Raw genomic sequence first — 26,266 nt, forward strand, 5'->3', positions numbered from 1 at the left:
TTGCAAGATGCTTAAAATAAGATCTTTACCTAACTTGAGTTGATTTTATTAAGTATCTCATAATCTAACACTTATAAAAAACTAACGAACTATTGATATAAGATATTGGAATCTAGGCTATTGACAAATAAACTAATGACCAATGACTAAAAACTAACGAACTATTGTAACTATCAGTCTTGATACTATAAATATTAAAGTATATGAAAACAATGAAAAGCGGAATTATCCTGATTCTATTATTATTGATGCTTCAACCGATAAATGCAAAAGTTACTTTACCTGCCATCGTTTCTTCAAATATGGTGTTGCAACGCAATGCTACTGTAAAGTTGTGGGGATGGGCAGATGTTAAAGAATCTGTTTCTGTTCAATGTTCCTGGTTGTCAGCCCCGGTAAATGTCAAAGCCAATAAAGATGGAGTGTGGGAGGTTGAAGTTGAGACCACCAATTCAAAAGAACCCCAAACTATAATTATCAACAACGAAATTCGTTTAAGCAATGTTTTATTTGGTGAAGTATGGCTTTGTTCTGGCCAATCCAATATGCAACAACCCTTAAATGGGTATACAGGTCAACCAACCTTGGGAAGCCTGGAAGCCATTGCAAAATCAAATAACCCAGATATTCGGATCTTTAGTGTTCTGAAAAACAGTTCAAAAACGCCATTAAAAGATCTTGAAAAATTTGAGGGATGGGAACAGGCAAACCCAGACAATATTGGAGAGTTTAGTGCTGTGGCATATTTTTATGGAAAGCAGTTATATGAAATATTGGATGTTCCCATTGGGTTGATAGAATCCTCCTGGGGAGGAAGTAAAATTCAATCATGGATGAGCACTGATGCCCTTAAAGGAATTGAAGAGTTTGATATAGATACCATTGACAATAAGAGGAGGGTAAACCATAAACCAACTCTTTTGTATAATGCCATGATAAATCCACTCATCCGTTATACCCTTAAAGGAGTACTTTGGTATCAGGGAGAATCAAACAGGGAAGATCCCAAAAAATATGTGGATCTTTTTCCTGCCATGGTTAAAGATTGGAGGTTTAAGTGGGGGTTGGGAGAGTTTCCTTTTTATTACGTACAAATAGCACCTTATTATTATAAAAACCGGGAGGCCTTTGAAACTGTTGAAAATACGGCCTATTTGAGAGAAGCACAACTGAAATGTCTGGAGCTGATACCTAATTCAAAAATGGCTGTTACAATGGATATAGGTGAGGAAGGATGTATTCACCCTGCTCGGAAAAAGGAAGTGGCCGACCGCCTTTTATATTGTGCATTAAACAATACTTATGGATATCCTTCGGTTGATTGTACCGGGCCATATTATAAAAGGCATGAAATTAAGGATGGAGGAATCTATCTTGAATTTTCAGGGGCAGAAAATGGGATCTATATTCCTGAAGGATTAAATGGTTTTTATATTGCAGGGGCAGATAAAGTGTTTTATCCAGCCACGGCTAAAATGTACAAACGTAAACTGGTATTTGTAAAAAGCGATCAGGTTGAAAATCCGGTAGCAGTTAGGTATTGTTGGCAAAATTGGATTAAAGGAACTCTGTTTGATACTAATATGTTGCCGGCTCCTTCATTTAGAACCGATAACTGGGATGATGCAGTTAAAGCAAAGCTGGAATAATCAAAGGTTTTGACGTTGTTCATGTAATATTGTACACGCAAGGGTATATAAAAATACAAAATGGAGCACTTCTTATTGATAGAGGTGCTCCATTTTTTGTTTTAACCAAACCAGGCCGAGCCAAAAATAAAATAGGTTTTGATTCAACCCTTGATTTATAAGCTATAATCGTTTGCTTATTGATTTATTCCATATAAAAGACTTCCTCCAGTTCTATGGAAACTGGCGAATTGTCGTCATTTGTTTTCATAACATCAGCCATAAACGCCCACCATTTTTGAACTATTTCAGTTTTGCCTAAATCCTGTGATCCGCCTTCGCCGGACACTTTTTGAAAAGCAAAAAGGATATTGGTTTCTTCATCCAAAAAAATGGAGTATTCACTAACCCCGGCATCCTTTAAAAGTTTTTTTAGTTCAGGCCATATTTCGTTATGACGTTTCTTGTAGATTTCTTTTTGACCTGGATTTAAATACATCTTAAAAGCTAATCGTTTCATTTTTGTATATGTTTTAGATAATTAGAAAATGTAATATAATATTCCTGGATTATTTGAACCTGTAAAATAATCCATGCAAATAGAATTTTGTTGTGAGGGGGATTATTGTGTTTGGTAAGTGTAAATATAAGTAAAGAATTGTGTGATATTGTATATGTATTCTAAATATTTTTAATGTTTTCCGATATGTAATTTTGTATATGTCAATATTCACAGGTGTTGTTAATGGCCTGAAAACAAAGGCGCGGAGGCGATAGGTACGATAATACATACAAAAGTATTTATCTCCATATGGATGATATTTATCTAAAGTACTTTTACAAATATTTCAAAGTAGTTAACCAAAATTAACAACTGCGAAAAAAAGAGAACTTGAAAGATTAATACATCTAGAATATGAAAAAAAGCACTTTATTTAAATTAAGCTTTATTCTTAGTTTACTGGTTTATGCCGGTTGTAAGGATAAAGATGAGTACTACGACAGGCCTGAATGGCTGGAACCACCTATTTATGAATTAATACAGGAGAAAGGAAATTTCTCAGAATTTTTAAAGTGTGTAGATAAAGCAGGTTATAAAGAAACGCTTTCTGGAGGCGGATTTTATACACTTTTTGCTCCCAATGACGATGCTTTTGAGGCATTTTACCAATCTCAGGGAATCAGTAGCGTTGATAGCACAATGGCAAAACAAATTGTTGAATATGCCTTAATACAGAGCCGGTATTCATTAGATCAGCTGAATGATTATGAATCAACTTCATTGCAGCAGGCAAGGGCGGATAGTGCTTTTAAAAGAAAAACATCATATTATAAGTGGACCTACAAAGAAGTAATACCTGAATATGGCGAGCAGTTTATTGTAGATGCCAACCAGGTGGGGCCTTTAGAATATGCGGGTTCTAGTTTCAGAATCGGCGATAATAATTATAAGGATATCCCATTTTTTACAACAGGTTATATGAATACGGTTGGTATTACTGATTATGACTACAACTATTTTTATCCTAACGTGGAGTTATCTGAATTAAATGTTGTTGACGCCAAGTTAGTTGAGAAGGATCTGTACGCCGAAAATGGTATTGTTCATGTTGTTGATAAAGTGATTTTGCCTCTTGATAATATTGAAGAGTGCATGGCAGCCAAAGATGAGTATAGCCTGTTCAAAAGTATTCTTGACAATTACATTGTGGAGTATAGTAAGGCTCCTGATTATTTTCAGCAGCAAAATGCTCAAATTACAGGAGAATATGTTGAGATCTTCGGTAAATTTTATTCGTCGGCTTACTTTTCGCCTAACTGTGAAAATTACCTTGGAACATCTTCTGGTGGTGAGCTTTATGATGACCAGATAGAAGGATTCACCATGTTTGCGCCAAATAACGAGGCTGTAGAAAAGTTTTTTAACGAGAAATTTCTTGAGCATTACGAATCCATTGAGCAAATGACAACCGATCAGATCGCTGATTTTGTGAACGCACACATGTGGAAAAATACAATGTGGCCAAGTAAATTCGAAAAGTACCGTAATATACATGGTGAAGTGGCTCGTTTCGATCCGGAAATGAATATTATCGACAAGGAAATGTGTAGTAATGGTCTTTTTTATGGAACCAATATCGTACAGGGATCTGACTTGTATTATACTGTATTTGGTGATGTGGCGCTTAATCCTGCGTACTCAACTATGTTAAAAGCCATTAATACTTTTCCTACCATAAAAACTTTATTGAAAAACAGTAACCCGGATATTAATATTCAGATGATCTTGTTGGATAATGATCAATTTGAAGAAGCGGGAATTACTTACAATTACGGTTTAAGCCAATGGGAAATTACCGACAATAACCCAATGGGAAATAACGCAGAAGTGGCTTTGGAAAGATTGCTTAATCTGCATATTTTCTTAAATCAGGATGTGGATTTTGAAGTTCCCGGAATTTATAAGTCGGGGATGTTCGAAAACGGGGAGTATGTAAAAGTAGCGTCTTACCGCAGAAGATATTATGTGACTTCTTCGGGTAATGCAAGCCCTTACGCCGGAGCCCAGTATTTAGGCCCGATTGCAACAGTGGCAAGCAACGGACAGTCATATAATATTGCAGCACCTATTTTATTTACCACCGAAAACGTAGGGGTACAATTAGAACAATACTATGCCTATTTCAGGAAGTATGTTGATTATCTTAAAAAATCGGCAGAATCCAACAACCCAGATAATGGTGAGTCAATGGAGGGGTATTTGTATAACACAATTAGCAAAGCCATTACTGATGTAAAAATATCATCGAATACCACCTTGTTGGTTCCAACGGATGCGGCAATTGACCAGGCTGTAGCCGATGGTTATCTGCCTGCCATTACTATTGCTGATTTTACTTTAGAAGAGCAGCAGCAGGTATACAACTTTGTGAAGTTTCATATTTTGAATGGTCAGATATTAACTCCTAGTGCCCATTATCAGGATGTGGCTTATACCCAATATCAAACAATTAATGGAGAAACATATGTAGCCGTGTCAAGTGGTAATGATGTAATGGAAATTACAGATCAGGACGGAAGAGTTGCCACTGTTGTAAATAGTAGAAGCAATGTATTGGCTAACAGGGCTATTATTCATCAGATAGATAATTATTTGCGCTATCCTAAAAACTAGTATTCATGAACAAATTATTAATACTTACGATTATATTTTCGTTTACAGTTTTTATAAACGCTTTTTCCCAGGAATCATTGACTATTTCAGGGCAGGTGTTAGATGAACTGAATGAGGAAACAATGCCTGGAGTAAATGTTGTTGCTTTGGATAAAAGTAACCGTATTATTACAGGTACTATCACAAACCTTAATGGAGAATTTATCCTGAAACTTAAAGGTTCTATTACCAAGTTAAAATTTACTTTTATTGGTTATAAGGAACAGGAAGTAGAACTTACAGACAAGGATTACTATAAAGTTATTATGACAGAGGATGTTGTTACCATTGATGCAGTTCAGGTAATGGCAGAAAAGAAAACAGAGACCGGTTTTATGGATATTGCTGATAGGGATTTGGCTATAGCAGTAGGTAAAATTTCGGCTGATGAGTTTGACGATGTACAGGCAACCTCAATTGATGATGCACTTCAAGGTCGTTTAGCAGGGGTTGATATTGCTGCTAACTCAGGTGACCCGGGTGCAGGTATGTCAATCAGGATTCGTGGAGTTAGTACTTTATCTGCCAATAGTGATCCGTTAATTGTTGTGGATAATGTTCCTTTTGAAACGACTATTACTTCAGATTTTGATTTTGCTACAGCAAACGAAGAAGGATATGCTCAGATGTTGAATATCTCGGTTAGTGATATTAAAGATATTACAGTGCTTAAAGATGCTGCTGCTACAGCCCCTTGGGGAACAAAAGCTGCCAACGGTGTTTTGATGATTACAACAAAACGAGGAATCAAAGGTCGTAAACCCCAGGTTAGTTATACTTACCGTGGAACATTTACAGAAGAGCCGGATGCTCTTCCTACTTTAAATGGTGGAGAATATCAAACATTAATCAGGGAGGCTTACAGGAATACTTTTAATTTTGCTATGCCTCAAAGTTCTTACCCTGAAATTTATGCCAACAAAACGCAACCATATTATTATTACAACTTTGGTCAGGATACTGACTGGATGGATGCTATTTCGAGAAACGGTTTTACACATAACCACGATTTAGCCATATCTGGTGGTGGAGAGAAAGCAACCTATCGTTTTTCAGTGAACTCTCAAACCCAGGAAGGGGTTACATTAGGAACCAGTCTGGAAAGATTGACAACACGTTTGAACCTGGATTATTTTATCTCAGATAAATTACGTTTACGTGCCGATTTCTCTTATGCTCATGGTACTACTTCTGGTAATTATACAGAGAGTGGTGTAATCAAGGGAACAAGAAGTATCAGAAGTACAGCGTACCGTATGATGCCTAACATGTCAATTCATGAGTATAATGCAAAAGGTGAACTGACAGGTAATTATTTTTCTCCGGAAAGAACACCACAGGGGGCATTCCCAAGTATGTACAACCCGGTTGCCCTTGCAAAATATGGATTGCACGAAACAATCAATGATCGTATCATTACAAAGTTTTCTTTGAACTATCGTATTACTGATGCCTTAAAATATTCTATTGATTTATCTCTGGATGTTAACTCCAATAAGCTAAAACAGATGCTTCCTCAGGAAGCAACGGGAGTTTCTGCAACCAGCAGATATGCCAACAGGATGATTGACCGTGATGATGATTCATATAATATTTATACTAACAATAAGCTTACTTATCACAAAGAGTTTAATGAAAAGCATAAGTTAACCGCAACATTAAACGTTCAAACAACTGAATATATAGGAACTGGTTCGTATTTATATAATACCAATGGAATTTCCTCTTCAATACCTGATGCCTCGGGTGCGGGTCGTGATAATGTTTCAGGATACGGAGGCAGAACTAGTAACGGACAGGGACGTACCCTGGGTGCATTGGCCATGTTCCATTATAGTTTGCTCGACAGGTATATTATATCAGCGGGTATGCGCCGTGAGGGTAACTCAAGATTTGATGATAAATACAGATGGGGATATTTCCCTAGTTTGTCGGCAGCATGGCGTTTGTCAGGAGAGCCATTCTTAAGCTACCTTGAGTTTTTAGATGATTTGCGTATTCGCTTTAGTTATGGAGAAAATGGTAACCCTCCACGTTATGAATCTATGTTCTATAGTAACTACAGGTCGTACGACTTTGCTTACCTTGGAACAACAGGGGTTTATCCTGGAAACATGCAGTTACAAAATCTAAAATGGGAGAGTATTAAGTCTTCAAACCTGGGTATATCTGCTGAATTGTTTAAAGGCAGGATTTCAACTGATGTAGACTTCTATAAAACCAGAACAGAGGATATGTTTGCTTACAACGTGAAAACCCAGTCATCTTCAGGTTATTCAACTACGCCTGTGATGAACGTAAGTACCATGGATAACTATGGTTGGGACTTCCAATTGAAAACTATTCCATTTAAAACTAAAGACTGGACAGTAACATTAGATTTTAATATTGCCAGAAACTATAATATACTAAGGGAATTAGCCGATGATTTTTCTACAGTAGTGGCTGAAACACCGGGTAATGGTGAGTATAAGCGCTATGCTCAGATTAACAACCCTGCCGGTTCATTCTATGGCTATAGATACAAGGGAGTATATACAAATAAAGATCAATTAATAGCAAGGGACGTTAATGGCAATAAAATTACGGACCCCAATGGAAACCCAACTTACATGATTTATGATTACGGAAACGTAAACTATAAATTTGAATTAGGGGATGCCATGTATGAGGATGTTAACCATGATGGTAATATCAATACTGCAGATATTGTTCTTTTGGGTGATGCAAACCCTGAATTCTTTGGAGGTATCGGACAGCGAATTACCTATAAAAATTTCTCGTTCAACTATTATTTCTATTACAGAGTTGGTAACGATATCATTAACCGCACTAAAATGAATGGTGAAAGTATGTATTCATTCGATAACCAAACAAAAGCGGTGTTAAGAAGATGGAGCAAGCCGGGTGATGAAACCGATATTCCAAGAGCGCTGTTAGGTTATGGATACAACTGGCTGGGATCAGATAGATTTGTTGAAGATGGTTCATTTGTAAGGTTAAAGTATATTACACTGGCTTATAAAATTCCTAAAAAATGGACTAAGAAGTTAGGTATGCAGTCGGCAAGGATATCAACTACTTTAAACAACCTCTTTACGTTTACCGATTATAGTGGTCAGGATCCTGAAATCAGTATTAAATCAAATGATGGAACAATCTATACGGTTGGTTATGATGATTCTAATACACCACGAACCAGGGATGTTACATGTACGCTAAACATTACTTTTTAAATCAAGCGATTATGTTATTATATAAAATGAAAGGAATTTTAAAAAACAGGTTACTAATAATAGGATTAGTATTGGGTTCTGTCATTTTGCCATCATGTAAAGATTGGTTGTACCTTGAACCTCAGGATGCTATTATTGTACAAGAATACTGGCAGTCGAAAGAGGAAGTTCACGCGGCAGCTATGGGAATTTACTCTTCAATGGTAAGTGACCACCCATGGAAGTTTTTTACCTGGGGTGAAATCCGCGGTGAAATGGTGAAGTCGGATTATGCTTCAACTAATTATGCCTATGTTAATAACGGAGATATTCTGCCAACTTTAAATGTAGTGAAATGGGCTCCGTTATATCGTACTATAAATTACTGTAACAACCTGATTGCGCAAGCTCCACAGGTGTTAGATAGAGACCCTTCGTTTACTCAGGCTGATTTGAATGTATATCTTTCTGAGGCTTATGCGGTGAGGGCTTTAATGTACTTTTATTTAACCCGATTTTTTCAGGAAGTACCTTTGGTTTTAGAGGCTACTTTAACTGATGAACAGGAAGCAAGGGTTCCTAAAAGCTCACAACAGGTTATTCTTAAACAAATTTTGGAAGATCTTGAATTAGCTGAGAAATATGCAGTACGATCATATGGAGACCTTGAAAGTGATAAAGGAAGGATTACTGTTTATGCCATTAATACCATACAGGCCAATGTAAATTTATGGACCAACGATTACGACAAGAGTATTGAGGCTGCCAATAAGGTGATTGCATCAGGTAACTACGGTTTGGTTCCAGGTGATGATTTGTGGTTAACTACTTTATTTCACGAAACAAACAGTATTGAAGGTATTTTTGAATTACAGTATTCACTTCAAAATTTGAATCCGTTTTATAATAACCTTAGCTTAAGTCGTTTGTTCTACGCCAACGCCGATATTATGGATACCTATTTCCCTATTAATATTTACATGCCGGCAGATAGTGCAGACATCAGGGGCGACCGTGGTTCATTCAGGTCAAGTAGAAATTACAACCTATGGAAATATATCGGAATAAACAGGAGTGTAGCCAAAGAACAGGATGATGCTACTTCAAACTTTATTGTATACCGTTATGCTGACGTTTTATTGATGAAAGCTGAAGCTTTGGCCATGAGAGGTAATGGTGGAGATTTTGAAGAGTCGTTAAGGTTGATCAAGCTGATCAGGGCTAGAGCAAATGCTGCTGATGAAACACAATATATTATGGATGGTGAGGTATTGGATACGCGAAGTTTGATAAGCTATATTGTTAACGAAAGGGCACGGGAGTTTATGTTTGAAGGTAAACGTTGGCTGGATGTGCTTAGAAATGCCCGCCGTAACAACTATGAAAGAATGGACTTGATTGAGGATATGGTTCTTGTTGCTGCCCCTTATAACAGGATGCAGATTATCAAAAACAAGTACCAGGATACATTGAGCCACTATTTCCCTATTCCACAGGATGATATAAATGCGGGGTATCCGGTTCTGGAACAGAATCCTTTTTACGAATACTAATAAGGGATAGCTGGATATATTTTGTTGATAAGAATGTATTAAAAGAATAAAGCTTAGATTATGAAAAAGCCCAATATATACACAAAACGATTTAACCAAAGTGTTAGGCAAGCCCTGCTTAGCTCCGGTTTTATCAGTAAAAGTAAAGTGATTCGCATAGGGTTAGGCAGCATGCTTACCCTAGCTGCAGTATGTGTGTTGTTTTTACAGGGATGTAAAAAGGAGGAGTTCACTGAAAGGACCAATTATGAATTATTGATTGGTGAATACCTGCAGGAAAACCCTAATGAATTTTCAACATTCTATGAAGTACTGGAAAAGAGTAATACCATTGCATTTTTAAAGGCCTACGGAGCTTATACGGTATATGCACCAACAAATGATGCCTTTGCAAAGTATTTTCAGGAAAAAGGTAAAAGTGGGGTTAGTGATTTTACAGAAGAGGAACTAAAAGATTTGGTTCGCTACCATACCATAGAAGATACCATTGCAACTACCATGTTTATTGATGGTAAAATGCAGACTCCAACTATGTATGGTCAATATCTTACTTCTAAAGTAGACTATGACGAAGAAGAAGGTGCTGTGTATAAAATCAATAAATATGCAACACTTAAAATGAAGGATAAAAGACTTTTAAACGGTGTTTTCCATTCTGTAGAGTCAGTTCTTGACCCTGTAACCCAAACCTTAACTGATCTTATTTCTGATAATCCTGATTATTCCATATTTTATCAGGCTCTTGAAGAAACAGGATATGATGATACCTTAAACCTGAAAGTAGAAAAGGGAGATGCTGATCCAAGGTGGTTTACTGTGATAGCAGTTACCGATGAAGCTTATGCTAAAGATGGTATCAATAGCTATGCTGATTTACTAGAAAAATATAGTGATACAGGCGATCCTTCCAATCCTTTGGATAGTTTAAATCTTTATGTTGGCTACCACTGTCTTGATAACCAGTTAAAATATATTACCGATCTGCAATCTGCAGGTTCCCACGTTACTATGGCTCCTCTTGAGGTTGTAACCATCAGAACTATTGGGGATACAGTGAAAGTAAATGAAGATATTTTTGACGGTGCGGTGGAGCCCGGTTATGCCCTTAACAGAAGAGCTTCTGATAATACGGCTAACAATGGTGTTTTACACGTAGTTGAAAATGATTTTAACATCAAGGTCAGGTTCCCGATGCCTGTGTACTGGGAAGTTTCAGATCAGTTGGAAATCCGTAAAATGCCGGGTGTATATAAAAGCCAGTCAGTTGAACTGGAAGCTGGTCAGTTAGAAAATATTACATGGCCGGAAGGTAACAGTATATGGTATAACGTGGGAAGTATCAACGGTTCACAATGTGTTCAAAACGATTACCTGAGTATTTATTTACGTCCGGAAGTAATTCCCTGGATTGAATTTACTACTCCAATCCTGGTAAAAGGTACCTATAAAGTATGGATTTGTACCCGTAACGTATATCCAAGTAGTGGTAGAAGGATGCCGATCTATTTTGTATACTTTAACGATAATGTGATGCCGGTAATTATTGATAACAATATTACTATGGGTCGTGGTTCCAGTGAAGAAGAATGGGAATTGCAAGGTTTGAAATGGTATACCTTCAGACCTGCTGCTGACTCCACTGAATACAGATATATCAATTCAAAGGATGCAGCTTCTCATACAGGACAGTTGGCCGGAACAATTGAAGTGCCTACTACAGGTACACATAAAATCAAGTTTGTGGGTATTAGTGCATATTCAGGACAAACAATCAGGTTAGACCAGATACAGTTTATCCCAACAGATATGGATCAAATCTGGCCACGTAGAAATAACGATGATAACACCGATATTTTTAAAGATGGACTACCTCCTGAGGTAATACCTGAATAATAATTTGTTTACCCTAAATAGGTCTTAAAAATTTAAAAGTATGAAACGATATTTCATTCAAATATTAGTAATAACAGCTTTACTGGTAACCTACAGTTGTAAGGATGCATGGGAGGATTATACAGAGGTTGATGAGTCAACTGCCGCAGGTAACTGTTTGGAAGTACTGGAAAGCTTATCCGACTATAGTAATTTTGTTACTGCGCTAAAATCAACCGGTTTAGCAGATACATTGTCCCAATCGCTTATGTATACGGTTTGGGCACCATCCAATACAGTGTTCACCAATGTTACTGACGACCAGGAGGAACTTTACCAATTGGTAGCAAACCATATCAATAAGGGTAATATCAAAATCAATTCCTTAAATGGTTACGCCAGGGCTAAGATGATAAATGGTAAAGTAATGACTGTTACCAATTCAAATATCGAAGGAGTAGGTTATGCTACTAATGATTTGGTTACACAAAATGGAGTTATCCAATTTATTGATGGTGTGTTAGAATTGGAGCAAAATATTTGGGAATATATTGATGGTTACTCCGGTACCAATAAACATATTGAATATATTAATTCATTATCAGGAGACGTTTTTGACGAAGAGGTGGCCACAATTGTTGGTTATACCGATGCGGGTCAGGCTATTTATGATACAGTTTCAGGGATGGTTTGGAAAAATATGTTCCTTGAAAATGTTGCCGATCTGAGAGCGGAAGATTCTACATATACAGTATTGATTCTTGATGACGCAGGTTTTGATAGTGAGTATGAAAAGTTTAAATCATATTTTATTGTAACACCGGGTGTCAGCGATGAAGATTTATTGCTGAATAAGGCATCGGTGCAGTATAAGGTTACAAAAGACTTTGTATTTACATCAACATTTAATTCAACAGATATACCGACTCAATTATTGTCAGTTGATTCAATCATGGTTCCTGTTGACAAAAGCCTGATAACATCTTCAGTAAAATGTAGTAATGGATGGGTGCATCATATACAAACTTGCGATATTCCATTGCAAAACAAAATCTTACCAATTATTGTAGAGGCCGAATCTGTAGAACGTTACTTTGACAATTTTACAATTAATGGAGAAGATGCTGTTGGTAGTCCGGCCGGTAACAAAAGGGTGAAGCCAGATGCTTCCGGAGGTTTTGATTATGTGTTGGATAACTGGAATACCAGTGTGGTTTGTGATGGACTGATTATTCATGCCGGAGAGGTTGCATCGACAAAATATAAGTTTTACTGGAAAGCGGTTGATGATTTTAATTACTCTATCAGATACTCTTCAAGCTCCGATACTTTAAGACAGAAGTTGGGCTATACATTCCTTTTGGAAGAAAATAGCGGGGTGTATGATTTTAACTCCATGTTTACTGTATCAGATTATATAGAAGTGTTGGATAGTACCTATACAACTGCACCTGAGGTTGAAGTTGGATCAACCAGCTTTAATACCATCCGTGATATTTATGTATGGTTACAGAGTGAAACCAGGTCGGCTGTTGTTGCTGACTATATTAAACTAGTTCCTGATTTTGAATAACAGAAAAATTAACATTATGACTAGCATAAAACATATTCTCATACTTTTTTGTATTATGGTTGGGGGACTAAGTTTGTCGGCCCAGGAAAGTGATACAACAAAGTTAGTAGTAACAGGTACTGTATTTAATGCAGGGACATTGGAGCCAATTGGTTTTGCTGCAATTGATAATGCCGATATTTCATCAGCCTTTTCAAATGTTGATGGTACTTTTGAAGTTGAAGTGTCATCATACGATAACATTTTAAGTGTTAGTATTGCCGGTTTTCAGGGTGAAGAGGTTGTGTTGGCCGGAAGAAACAAAGTGGATGTGTATTTAACTCCGATAGGTTATGCAACTTTCCAAAAAGAGGCTGACTTGTATTATACTGCACCTAAGCTTGCTTATACAACGCATTCTATTACCGATCTTTCGTTTGGAAATTCATATGAGAATGCCTCAAAAACTGGTTCGCTTTCTGCCGAAACAACCTTTAAGGGAAAAGCTTCGGGTTTAGAGGTTAATTCCAGATCAGGTATGCCGGGTATCGGTTCTGATATTTTTGTGAGGGGTGTTTCTTCTTTATATGGAAACAACCGCCCATTGATTGTTGTGGATGGAATGATTTTCGATGATAACGAGTATGGCGAATCATTGTTTTTCGGACAAAGAAAGAATTCATTATCTGCAATAGATATTTCGGATATCGAAAATATTTCAATTGTTAAGGATGCTGTTTCAATTTATGGTGCAAAAGCGGCCAATGGTGTAATATACATCAAAACCAACCGAGCTACAGACCAGTCAACTAAAATTGAGTTGAACATGTCGGGTGGTATGAATATGGAATCGCAAAATATTCCCATGATGGAATCTGGCGATTATAGCTTGTATTTGTACGATATGCTTGAAAGTACCGGAATCACTAACGATTCTATACAAAAGCTTCCTTATATGATCAATTCAAAAGATTATGCTGATTATTACAAGTATCATAATAATACCGATTGGCAGAAGGAAGTTTTCTCAGAAAGTTACAATACCAATGTAGGCCTTAAAATCCTTGGGGGAGATGACGTGGCTTTATATGCGCTTTCGGTAAACTATGCTAAAAACGAAGGTTCAATTAAAAAAACTGATTTCTCAAGGTTTAGCATGCGTTTTAACTCTGACATTAAAATCAATGAAACTTTTACTGTTAACTCAAGTTTAGGTTTTATCAGGGGAATTCAGAACCTACGGAATGGAACATCTTTTACAGGAACAGACAACCCTTATTACAATGCTTTGGTAAAAGCCCCATTTTTACACCCAAACGTTAGAATAAGCAACGGTATTACCAGTCCGGTGTTTGAAGATTACGATGTTTTTGGTGTATCAAACCCAACATCCTTATTGTCAAGCAATAACTCATTAGATCAATTGTCGAGAAGTTTTAAAGTTTTTGGATCAATCAATGCAAATGCCAAAATCAATGACAACCTGACGATCAGTAACCTTGTGGGTATCATGTTTGATAAAGACCGTGAATCCTTCTTTGTTCCTGATGCCGGAGTTATTACCAGCTCTAACGATATTGGTGAGATCTATAACCAAAACGGTTACAGAACCATCAAGCACTTTGCAATAAATAATGATTTCAGGGCTAAGTTTTCAAAAACATTTGATTACATACATGACTTTAGTTTTATTGCAGGTGCCCGTATTAACATAAACAGGGTAGAGGAAGACTGGGGAACAGGTGCAAATACTGCCAGTGACCAGATTACCAGTGTTGGTCAAGGTGACCCGGCCTTTAATAATTCAGGTGGTTTTTTAAGTGATTTTAATTCACTTACCTATTACGCTCTTGCAAATTATGGTTTTAAGAAAAAGTATTTTATAGATGCCAGTGTTTCTGTTGATGGAGCAACGCAATACGGCGAAGAAGTGGATGGCTTAACTCTTGGAGACGACGTTTATGGAGTATTCCCATCTGTTGGAGCTGCCTGGTTATTGTCATCAGAACCATTTATGAACAACATTTTAGCTATCGACCTGTTAAAAATCAGGGCTAGCTATGGTTTAACCGGAAATGATAACATAGGTTTATACCATAAATACAAATATTATAAAGGAATTAACCTGTTAGGCCAGTACGGAACCGTGTTGGGTGGACTTAAAAATCCTTCTATTGGTTGGGAAAAAAATACCAAAATTAATTTAGGATTAGACGTTGAATTTTTAAAGAGTCGTGTATCTATATCGGCTGATGTTTACCAAAACGAAACTTCAAACCTGTTAGAAAGAGCACCTGCCAGCATCTACTCAGGGGTAGGAAATTACTCATTCAATAACGGGTCTTTCGAAACCCAGGGTGTTGATGTAGCTGTGAATGCCCGTGTGTTAAACGGTAAATTAAAATGGGATCTAGGTTTTAATGTTGGAAAATATACTACTGAAGTAACCGACATTAACAATAATGTGTTGGAAACTGAGATTTATGGAGCTTCGGTTATTACCAAGGTAGGCCAGTCAATTGGAGCATTTTACGGATATGAAACCAATGGGGTGTATGCCACTACAGCTGCAGCCACCGAATCAGGGTTGGTTAACTACTTATCGTATAACGATACAGAAGCAAATTTTGGAGCAGGTGATGTCATCTTTGTTGATAATAAGAAAGACAATATCATCAACGATGAAGACAGGGTTGTAATTGGAGATCCTACTCCCGATTTTTATGGTGGTGTAAATACCAGGTTAAAATATGACAGGTTTACCCTGGTTGCCAATGCCAGCTTCTCTGTTGGAAACGACGTATTTAATGCTATGCGTTACCAGCTTGAAAATATGCAGTCGTTTAACAACCAAACGGAAGCTGTTGTGAACCGTTGGAGATATGAAGGACAGGTAACAGATATCCCTAAAGCTACTTATAATGATCCGATGATGAACAGCCGTTTCTCTGATCGATGGATTGAAGATGGATCTTACTTCCGCTTAAATAATGTAACAGTGAGTTACACATTGCCAATAAGCGTAAGCTTTATGGAACAGCCCGTAGTGTTTGTGAGCGGAAACAACCTGCTTACGTTAACGGATTACAAAGGACTGGATCCTGATTTTAGTATAGGTAATTCAACATTAACCAAGGGTATCGATTTAGGTTTGCCTTCGCAATTCAGAACAATATTAATTGGAGTAAGTGTTAAACTATAATGTAAATCGATATTAATTGAATTACGTCTGACAAAAGAAAATATTTATAATATGAAAAAAATACTAAACATACTCACAATTACAGTAATAGGGACTGCCTTACTATTTACTGCATGTAAAGATGTTTTAGATCCCGACAATGTGGATGTTTTGCTTGATTCAGAACATTATCAGGATTTAAATGACGCTAATAATGGTGTATTGGGTGTTTATGCATTGTTCCAGGAATTGGCACCTCAGTTGGTAGTACTAAACGAGCTGAGAGGTGACCTGATGGATGTAACAAATAATGCTGATTTTTATTTGAATGAAATCAGTAAGCACCAGGACGTTTCTGCCGATAATCCATGGGCTGATGCCAGGCCAATATATAATGTGATAAACAACTGTAACGACGTAATGGCTAACCTTAAAAAGATGGCTAATGTTACCATTACCGAAGATGAGTATATCCAAAGGTATTCAGATGTTGGTACCTTACGTAGCTACCTTTATCTTCAGTTGGCCATGCATTTTAAAGATGTACGGTATATCCAGACTCCTATCGATGATGTAGAGGACTTATCAAAAATTACTGATAGCAATGCTCCTGTATTACCCATTGAAACAATGGTTGATTCATTAGTAAGCTTTATGGAAGGTTTACCTTATGTGGAAAGATATACTGATGAAGAGTTGTTGGCTGGTTCGGATGGTTTTAGCTATCAGATCTCATTTATCGATAAGGAATACTTTTTAGGGGAATTGTATTTGTGGGACGGACAATATACCAGGGCGGCTACCCAGTTTAAAAATATCATGTTAAGAAGCGAAGGGGATTACGACAGGTACAAAATACCTACCGACTTCTTTAACTTCTCGCATTATTTCAGCAGATATAACAGATATTACGAAAATGACCTGGAAAGTGCTGTAAACAATTGGCCAACCATGTTTTCTACCTACGGAAGTGGTGATTATTATGATGAGTGGATTTGGGTAATGTACTACCATAGTACTTATGAACCTTCACCATTATACGATTTGTTTTCAATTGAAAAGGGATCGTACCTGTTAAAACCATCGGCAAAGGCTATGGATTTATGGGGTAGCCAGGTTCAGGGGAATGGTTTTGTTGGCGACTTCAGGGGAAATATTGAAGACTATAACGGAAACACAGGTTCATACAGAATGATAGGTAACGATCCGGTTATCACAAAGTATATTTCTGATTATGATCCGGAATCCCCATTCGAATTATCGGGTAAGTGGTTCTTATGGCGTGCTGCTGGTCTTCACCTGCGTTATTGCGAAGCCGCCAACCGGGATGGAAAGCATAAAGTAGCCTATTCGTTAATGAACAATGGTATACAGCCAAATTATGCCTACCCAGGCAATAAAAATGATATTTATGGAGACTTTAACTGGGAACAAACCCATGAGCCGGCTCCATATGATTTTGATGCCAGAAGTACCAATGCCAACCAGGTTCCTCCTGTTCACAGGGGATTGTGGTACCGTAATGTTGGTGTAAGGGGCAGGGTAAGCTTGTCGAATATTACAGTTCCTGCTGATCAGGATTCGTTGCAATACCTTGAAAATAAAATATTGGAAGAAGATGCTTTGGAATTGGCATTTGAAGGTTCAAGATGGGGTGATTTAGTGAGAGTGGCTTTAAGGACCGGCGACTATTCTGTTTTAGCAGACAGGGTTGCAGATAAGTATGAAAAAGCCGGTGATGCCGGTACTGCTGCAGCTATACGTGGTCGTTTGATGACTAGAGAAAATTGGTTGCTACCTCTTCAGTAGAGGTGGCAACATTCAACAAGAGATTACTCTTAAATATTTACTTTTTTATTAACTAAATTGTTTAATTATGAAAAACCTTTATCTAAGAAGGACAAAAGTATTAGGATTGTTTTCATTATTATTTCTTTGTGCTCAGATAACCATGGCACAGGTTGATATCTTATGGAATGGTTCTATTAGTAGTGCTGCTGAGGTACCACAAAACTGGACACCTGAAAACCCGATTGCAGGTAATAATCTGGAATTTCAAAACTCAGGATCTTACACTCATCCTTGTGTTATTACCGGAACAGAGGATATTACCGTGGCTATTTTTAATATGAATGCGTGGTCATCCACAATTGTTGATGAGCAAACCCAGGAAGAAACTGTCGTTCCAGTTGGAGAGGTTACTATAAATATGGCTGAAGGTACCTGGTTTACAACAACAACAGAATCTGATCAGACATATCATGTAGGTAATTATATAGGAGGTATCTTAAATATTACCGGAGGAGAAGGTAATTTTAGTTATGCTCCAAATAAGAACTTCTATATGGATAATGATGAAACGGTTCTTAATATTAATTGTGATACAGTTACGTTTAAGCATTGGGTTGGTTTTGGAGATAGAAATGGAACCAAGGGGGGACAGATGAATATATCAGGTCACTCGTTAGTTACTATGGGTTCAATAGATCGTATACCAACTGCATTAGGTCGAGTACATTTGTTTATTGGTGATGATGCTGAGCTTAGGGTAAACACTGATAGAACAGCTTATCTTAATGAAAGAATTACTGCCGGTAGTATTGCAACAGATCCAGATAAAGACTTAGTAGTGAAGTATGACCCTTATAACGATATAACTACTATTACTACCCGTTTAAAAACAGCCTTTGTAATTGAACCAACAGATCGCCAGTTGTTAACTGCAGGAGTTGCAGGAAGTGAAGTTGCGGCGGTTGAAAATGATGGTTTGGCAAGTATGGTAAGCCTTGAGTGGGTATATGGAACGGTAGACGGTACTTATGATCAAACATTTTCTCCATCTGAAACAAACAGTACCATTATACCAACATTCCAAAACTCAGGTACTTTTTATATGGCATTAAAAGGAAATGACGGATCTACCGACCATTACTCAAATAGTATTGAGGTAGTCGTGTCTTCTAATAAAGCTTTGTTATCTCCTACTACAACACAAAATATCAGGGTTGGTCAGGGACTTAGACAGGAACCATTTATTATAGAAGTATTGGAAACCCCTGCTGCAACAAGTCGTGAATGGAAGTATTCAACTACACCAGGAGGACCATATGAAGTATTTGATCCAGCTATTACAGGGGCAGAATTTTCAGCACCATTTACAGAAGCTGGAACTTATTTTGTAATTTGTGAATCAACAATTGATGGAGTTGTAGAGACTACTAAAGAGGTTCAGGTCAATATGTTGGCGTGGAATTCGGGAGCGTTAAATCTTACGTTTACTGGTGCAAATTCTACCGACGGAAGGGATATCTTTAACTGGGATCCAGCTGCATATGTTCATAAAAATAATCTATCGATACCTGCAGGTGAAACAGTTGAAATTAATGGTTTTAACAAAGATACTATTGCAAGTATTTGGATTGAGACAGATGCTTTGGCTCATTTAACAGGAAGTTCTTCTACAGATACACTTTGGTATAGAAGTACAGGAGAGTGGGATGATCCAGGTTCATGGTTGATTTCTAAAGGGGTGTTTATTTTCCCAACATCTTATTTCCGTATGTATAAAGAAACTCAAACGTTTACTTTAGAAAATGATGCAAAAGCTGTATTTGATGGTAATGTTTTATTAGGAAATAGTGATGCCCCTGCGGTTGGAGCAAATCTAATTGCAAAAGATAATGCAGTGATGTTGTTTAACACATTACCAGGTCGTGTCTCTGCTAATGCTGGTTATTCTGAGTTCAGAATGGAAGGAAATGGAAAATATTTATTTGCAGGAGATGTTAGGGGAAGTATTGCAACCTGGGTTAATGGTGTAAAAGATGCCGAAACTGGAGAATATACTTTTAATCCGAAGTTTATAACTCCTGATGGTACTGTTCCTTATATGGTTTATGATCCAAATGAAAATTTAACTTCAGTTTCAATTCGTAATTTAAGTGATTTTGGAGTTGAGCAAACTAAAACTCAAATTGTTGGTAAAGGACAGGGAACAAACCCATTAACCTTGATTAACTCAGGTGCATATTCTTCATTTGAATGGAAATACTCTACAACTACAGTAGGTCCTTGGGAAAGCTTTGATACTCCTGTTACTGGTGCATCGGCATCTGTTTCATTCGCTACTCCGGGAACATATTATGTGGTTTGTGTGGGAGATGCTTTAGATGTAACTTCAAACGCAGTACCTGTTAAAGTGGTGGATGTTTCTGTAACTCCATCAGCGGATCAATATATTGACATTGATGCGGATGGTACAGAATTATCATATACTTTGCCTGACGGAGCTACTGGTGTTCAGTGGAAATATGCAACTGTTTCAGGTGGACCATATGAAGAATTCTTACCTGCAGAAATTGGTGCAACTTATTTACCTTGGGGAGATGAGTTCTTAGGAAAACACTTTATTGTTTACGAAGCTACAGTAACTGATGATGATGGTCAGCAAGTTACAGTTTATAGTAACGAAGTGACGATTTTTGTAGGAGCTACTGCTATTGGTGATGTTGAGGCTCAAAGCTTAGTGCTTTATCCTAACCCATCAAATGGTAACTTTAACATTGAATTAGAAGAAGGTGCCAGCCATACTATTACTGTTTACAATGCAGTAGGTAATGTTGTTCTTAACAAAGAAACAACAGGTGGAATCGTTCCTGTTTCTATCCAGGGTAAAGGAATTTATCTTGTAGAGGTTGCTTCTGGTAGCTCTGTAAAAGTTGAAAGAGTGGTTGTGAAATAAATTTAAGGATAACTATTTCATACATATAATATTAACCCTTCCCTGTTTGCGGGGAAGGGTTATTAAAAATTAAAGTAAACCTTAATATCAAAAATACGTTTATATAGTAAACATTATCCAATAGGGCAGATGGAGTCATACAAACAACCTGCATCTTCCTTTAATACTATAATATGATGAAGTCTACCTTTACTAATTACCGTTCAATTGCTTTAGTTATCGTTTTAATGATAACTTTTGGTGTTTATGGACAAAGAAAGATGGAAGAGCTAAACAGAGGTGTGTTAGCTGTTAGAGATGGAAGTAACAATTATATCAGTTGGCGTATTTTAGGAACTGAATTGCGTGATGTTACCTATAATGTGTACAGAGATGGCACTCAAATAAATTCAGAGCCTATTGAAGGAGCATCTAACTATATTGATAATGCTGGTTCAATAAGTTCTCAATACACCGTAAGTGCTATTGTTGAAGGTGTAGAGCAAAGCCAATCTGAAGCTGCAACTGTATTGGCCACCAACTATCTCGATATTCCGGTAAGGGCAATAAACGGATCATATGATACGTATGAATTAAACGATGCTTCGGTGGGGGATTTGGATGGAGATGGTGATTATGAAGTAGTTGTAAAACGGCTTTCTTTAGCCGATTTGGGATCAACAGATTATCATTACCTGGAAGCTTATGAGCTGGATGGTACTTTTATGTGGGCCATTAACCTTGGGCCTAACATACACAATAAAGTAGAGGTTAACTTTTTGGTATACGATTTTGATGAGGATGGAAAAGCCGAGGTTATTACACGTACTTCGGATGGAATGATTGATGGAGTTGGAAATAACATAGGGGATCGCGATAACGATGGTAGAATTGATGATTATGCATTTGCTTATAATTCGAGCTATTACCGAGTTGAAGGCCCTGATTATATATCTGTTTTTGATGGACAGACAGGTGAAGAGCTGGCCTGGGATTACTATATTGAGCGCGATCCGCTTTCGCAATGGGGTGACCCTGGAATGAATGCAAGCCAGTTGGGGCACCGTGCAACAAAATGTATGTGGACGGTGGCTTATTTAGATGGAAAGCACCCTAGTTTTGTTAACAGCCGTGGGATATATCACCGCACAAAACTGGAAGCATGGGATTGGGATGGTACCAATCTGACTAAGCGCTGGGCTTTTGATAGTGGTGACTCGGGAGAGTATTATGGCCAGGGAAATCATAACCTGAGCTGTGCCGATGTGGATGATGATGGTCGCGATGAAATAGTATATGGTTCAATGACTGTAGATCACGACGGAAATGGCTTGTACTCAACGGGAACAGGACATGGTGATGCCATCCATGTGTCAGATATGGATCCTGACCGACCAGGGCTTGAAATTTGGAATTGTCTTGAATCAAGTATGGGAACAACCTACCGTGATGCTAAAACAGGAGAAATTTTAATCCGTTATCGCTCTAACCGTGATTGTGGACGTTGTGCTGCCGGCGACATTTCAGCTGAGACTGATGGTTTTGAATTATGGGGAGCTGCAGAGTGTCCAATGTATGATACAGAAGGAAATGTGGTAGGAGAGAGTAATGTGCCAATGAACTTTATGATTTGGTGGGATGGAGATAAAATGAGAGAGTTTCAGGATCATGCGTTTAGTTCTACTACAGGAATTGGAGTGCCGGTTATTTCAAAATATGATGATGGTTTAAAAGATAATTATGCAGTTCTTACAGCTACTGGTACAACAACAAACAACTGGACAAAAGGAACGCCTTGTCTGCAAGCTGATATTTTTGGCGACTGGCGTGAAGAAATGATGGTGAGAACCACTGATAATACCGCTTTGCGCATTTTTACTACTACAGATTATACCGATTACAGAATGCCAACATTAATGCACGAACCGCAATACCGTATTGCTGTTGCATGGCAAAATAACTCTTATAACCAACCGCCACACACTGCAATTTACTTAGGGAATGAAACAGAAGATGCTGTTCCTTATCCAATGAGCAATGGTAAAACAGTTTGGGTATCGGGTCCTGATTTTGGATCTGGATCAGCAAATTGGCAGGATGAAGATGGAAATTCGGTATCATATTCCAATGATCAACATATTTTATTTGATTATACCGGCGACAATAGTTCAGATGTGAATCTGGTATCAACGGTGTCTCCCAAAAGTGTAACAGTTCATTCATTTGAAGATTATACTTTTAGCGGAACCGGTCAATTATCAGGAAGCATGGAGCTGTTAAAGGCTGGTACAGGTAAACTTACTTTAGATAACGCCAACGATTTTACAGGAACCACAAAATTGTATTATGGAGGATTGCTTGTAAATAATACACTTGCCAACAGTAATGTTGAGGTATGTATGTTTGGTGAACTGTATTTGAATGGAACTTTAGGTAACGGATTATTGGTGAAGTCGCGCGGTAAATTCAATATTGGAAGCCAGGAAAATGCTGTAGCTACCGTATCTATCCAGAATGGATTGGAATTAAATAAGGGTTCAAAAACCTATTTTGACTTGTCATCAACTTTTGATGGTAGCAACGACCAGGTTAACCTGTCAGGTAATGTTATAGTAAACGGTGCATGTAGTCTTATTTTTAACAGGCTGGAAGGTGTGTTAAATCCCGGAGATTATGACCTGATTACTTTTGATGGAGAATTTCAGGGATCAATAGATGATTTAACTATAGTTGGGTTAAACGATGTTGCCTGTGAATTGCTTGTTGCAAACGGTAAGCTTACTTTACGTGTACTTGAAGTACGTTCAGCCACTTCAATAGTGTGGGCAGGAGGAGTTAATAATATATGGGATTTTGCCGGTGCGGAAAACTGGGATAACAATGGTGTGGCAGATTGGTTTTTAGGTAATGATGAGGTTACCTTTAATGATGAGGGAACACAAACTTCTGTTGATATTACCGAAATAGTGCCTATTGGTTCTATGACTGTTGAGGGTACCCAGGATTATACTTTTGATGGAGCAGGTATGATCTCAGGAACTGGTGGATTGGTAAAAAATGGCACAGGTAAATTATTGGTTAACAATGTTAATGATTTTACAGGTCCTGTTGCTTTAAATGGAGGATATGTTCAGGTTGATTATATATCAAATGGAGGGAAGTCAGGTCCCCTTGGGGCTTCTGCAAAAGATGCTGCAAACTTTACTATTGATGGAGCCATATTAAGTGTGGTAGGTAATACCACTTCAACAGATCGCTCTTTTACCATTGGGGATAAAAATGCCACCTTATATGTAAATGGCGAAAGCCTTACTGTTGACGGTCAGTTTACAGGTACGGGAGAATTAGTGAAAGAAGGAAACGGTACTTTGATTCTTAATGAAAGTAGTTCGCATACTGCCACCCAGATAAATTCAGGGACATTAAAGTTAAATACAGAAAATGCAAACCTATCCGGATTGGGCTCAAAGGTAACTATTAAGGATGCTGCGCTTCAAATGTTAAATAGTACAGGTTCTTATAGTGATATAAACTGGGACATTGAAGTTCCATCAGGTTACTCAGCTACAATTGGTTTGGATGGCCGTTGTACTATGAATGGTGCCTTAACCGGAGGAGGAACAGTAGTGTTAATTACCCCTTATGTAAGGCCAGAGTTGTTAGGTGATTGGTCGGCTTTTACAGGACAGATAAATGCCATTACAACCAGTAATGGATGGTTAATTTTAGGAAATGCAAACGGATATGCTGCATCAAGTATCGACTTGGGAGATAATGTGTTTGGTGTTTATCGCCATAGCACTGATGCAACCATTGAAATAGGTGAACTGACAGGATCATCTTCTTCTGTTCTGGGTTCAGGAGGGGAAGCTTCAAACACCATCACATGGAAAATTGGTGGTAAAAATACTTCTGTACAGTTTGATGGAAGGATTACGAATTCTCAGTTTAAAAATTCAGGTTCGCAGGCTGCAATTATAAAAACAGGTAGCGGTCGCTGGACTTTAACAAATGCGAGCACCTATACCGGTGGTACAAGCATTGAAAGAGGTACACTGATTGTGTCCAATACATCAGGTAGTGCAACAGGTACAGGGGCTATTGTTGTTAACAGGAGCTCTGCACTGGCAGGTACAGGAAGTGTATCCGGTGCAGTTACTGTAAAAAGCAGAGGATACCTTATGCCAGGGTTAACAAGCACTTTAGGAATTCTTACCATAAACAATGATGTTACATTAGAAGATGGTAGCATCTGTTATATGAAGATGGATGCCGGAGCTATGTCTAATGACAAGATTTATTCTTCAGGAACCGTTAATATTTCCGGTACGCTTACTTTATCGCTAATAAACGGTACTTATACAAGTGGGCAAGCCTATAAAATTTTAGATGTTAACGCAATAAATGGCGAGTTTACAGCTATTTCACCAGCAACACCCGGGGATGGATTATATTGGGATACATCATCTTTGTATGTTAATGGAATACTTCGTGTTACTGATGTTCCAACATCAATTTTTAATCCGGAGATAAGTTCTGTTTTTAATGTATATCCAAATCCTGCAGAAAACTTTGTATGGATTAACCTGCCTGAAGCTGATGGTGAAGCCAGGGTTGAAATACGTAATATTTCAGGACGCACTTTACAAAACAAAATGATATCCATTAATGGCGAAACAAAATTGGAGCTGGATAACCTTAATGCGGGTTTATATATAATCTGGATTGAGGTGAACGGAAAGTTGTTTCATAGTAAGTTGATGGTAAAGTAGTACTTGGAACAAAATCAGAGTTAAGTCAAGTATAAAAAATTGTATCCCTTGGCTCACCCCTCTGACTCCTCCCGTTTGATCGGGACAAGCTCTAAAGTGGAGAAGTCCAGCCCGGCGTTGGATAGCATTCCCCTTTAGGGCATAGTGGCCGGCTAAGAAGAGGCTGACAGCCTTATACATCACAACAAGGGGCAGTGCCTCCGCAGAGTAACTATGGCGCTCGCGGATCGCTCCTTGAAAATACCAAGTTGTAGATATCAGACTTACAGCCTGAATAAGCTAGACGCCTCAACTACCGCGCGTGTCCTCACGCGTGGATGATTTATGATAATAAAGAAAACATACGCTATGTAGCGCGTGCAATGTCATTAAGTTAAGGATATGTAAAGGAATATACAAGCTGTAAATCAAAGCGGGTAGGCCAGATCAAGAGTCCGGGCCGGGGATGGCGAGAGGTCTTCAACGGGGCACTTGAGGCGGTTGTGAGTCGGCCGGAATTGAAGGCCGGTGTGGGATGAAGGAATCTCTTGCTCTAGAGCTTTTTGCTTCCTTTTTGGGG

General features: G+C 37.9%; 11 protein-coding genes. 10 read left to right on the forward strand and 1 reads right to left on the reverse strand.

Features of this window, described 5'->3' with window-relative positions; all coding sequences use genetic code 11:
- The first annotated feature begins 203 nt into the window (after positions 1–203).
- On the forward strand, positions 204–1,649 hold the full coding sequence (locus tag OM074_RS19140) for a sialate O-acetylesterase (protein WP_301202212.1): 1,446 nt from the start codon (positions 204–206) through the stop codon (positions 1,647–1,649).
- A 184-nt stretch (positions 1,650–1,833) separates the two neighbouring features.
- On the opposite strand, the gene rhaM is transcribed toward OM074_RS19140, so the two are convergent.
- Complete coding sequence (gene rhaM, locus OM074_RS19145) at positions 1,834–2,148, reverse strand: L-rhamnose mutarotase (RefSeq protein ID WP_301202213.1); 315 nt, start codon at positions 2,146–2,148, stop codon at positions 1,834–1,836.
- A 396-nt stretch (positions 2,149–2,544) separates the two neighbouring features.
- Here rhaM and OM074_RS19150 point away from each other — a divergent pair, with 396 nt between their 5' ends.
- The 9 genes from OM074_RS19150 to OM074_RS19190 all read left to right on the forward strand — a co-directional run bounded on the left by OM074_RS19150 (position 2,545) and on the right by OM074_RS19190 (position 25,707).
- Positions 2,545–4,803: a fasciclin domain-containing protein gene (locus OM074_RS19150; RefSeq protein ID WP_301202214.1), complete on the forward strand. Its 2,259-nt coding sequence runs from the start codon at positions 2,545–2,547 to the stop codon at positions 4,801–4,803.
- A gap of 5 nt (positions 4,804–4,808) precedes the next feature.
- Positions 4,809–8,078: a SusC/RagA family TonB-linked outer membrane protein gene (locus OM074_RS19155; RefSeq protein ID WP_301202215.1), complete on the forward strand. Its 3,270-nt coding sequence runs from the start codon at positions 4,809–4,811 to the stop codon at positions 8,076–8,078.
- A gap of 11 nt (positions 8,079–8,089) precedes the next feature.
- The gene (locus tag OM074_RS19160; RefSeq protein WP_301202216.1) at positions 8,090–9,610 is read left to right on the forward strand and encodes a RagB/SusD family nutrient uptake outer membrane protein; all 1,521 of its coding nucleotides are present in this window, start codon (positions 8,090–8,092) and stop codon (positions 9,608–9,610) included.
- A 60-nt stretch (positions 9,611–9,670) separates the two neighbouring features.
- Positions 9,671–11,503 (forward strand): fasciclin domain-containing protein, encoded by a 1,833-nt coding sequence (locus OM074_RS19165; protein ID WP_301202217.1) that lies wholly within the window; start codon positions 9,671–9,673, stop codon positions 11,501–11,503.
- A gap of 40 nt (positions 11,504–11,543) precedes the next feature.
- Positions 11,544–13,055: a fasciclin domain-containing protein gene (locus OM074_RS19170; protein WP_301202218.1), complete on the forward strand. Its 1,512-nt coding sequence runs from the start codon at positions 11,544–11,546 to the stop codon at positions 13,053–13,055.
- 16 nt (positions 13,056–13,071) lie between these two features.
- Positions 13,072–16,236, forward strand: a complete 3,165-nt coding sequence (locus OM074_RS19175) for a SusC/RagA family TonB-linked outer membrane protein (protein WP_301202219.1) — start codon at positions 13,072–13,074, stop codon at positions 16,234–16,236.
- Positions 16,237–16,287: 51 nt separating this feature from the next.
- Complete coding sequence (locus OM074_RS19180; RefSeq protein ID WP_301202221.1) at positions 16,288–18,024, forward strand: RagB/SusD family nutrient uptake outer membrane protein; 1,737 nt, start codon at positions 16,288–16,290, stop codon at positions 18,022–18,024.
- 67 nt (positions 18,025–18,091) lie between these two features.
- The gene (locus OM074_RS19185; RefSeq protein WP_301202222.1) at positions 18,092–20,956 is read left to right on the forward strand and encodes a T9SS type A sorting domain-containing protein; all 2,865 of its coding nucleotides are present in this window, start codon (positions 18,092–18,094) and stop codon (positions 20,954–20,956) included.
- 173 nt (positions 20,957–21,129) lie between these two features.
- Positions 21,130–25,707, forward strand: a complete 4,578-nt coding sequence (locus OM074_RS19190; RefSeq protein ID WP_301202223.1) for a rhamnogalacturonan lyase family protein — start codon at positions 21,130–21,132, stop codon at positions 25,705–25,707.
- The last annotated feature ends 559 nt before the right edge of the window (positions 25,708–26,266 follow it).

Origin of the sequence: Plebeiibacterium marinum (genome assembly GCF_026013615.1) — a bacterium.
Taxonomy (GTDB): Bacteria; Bacteroidota; Bacteroidia; order Bacteroidales; family Marinilabiliaceae; genus Saccharicrinis; species Saccharicrinis marinus_A.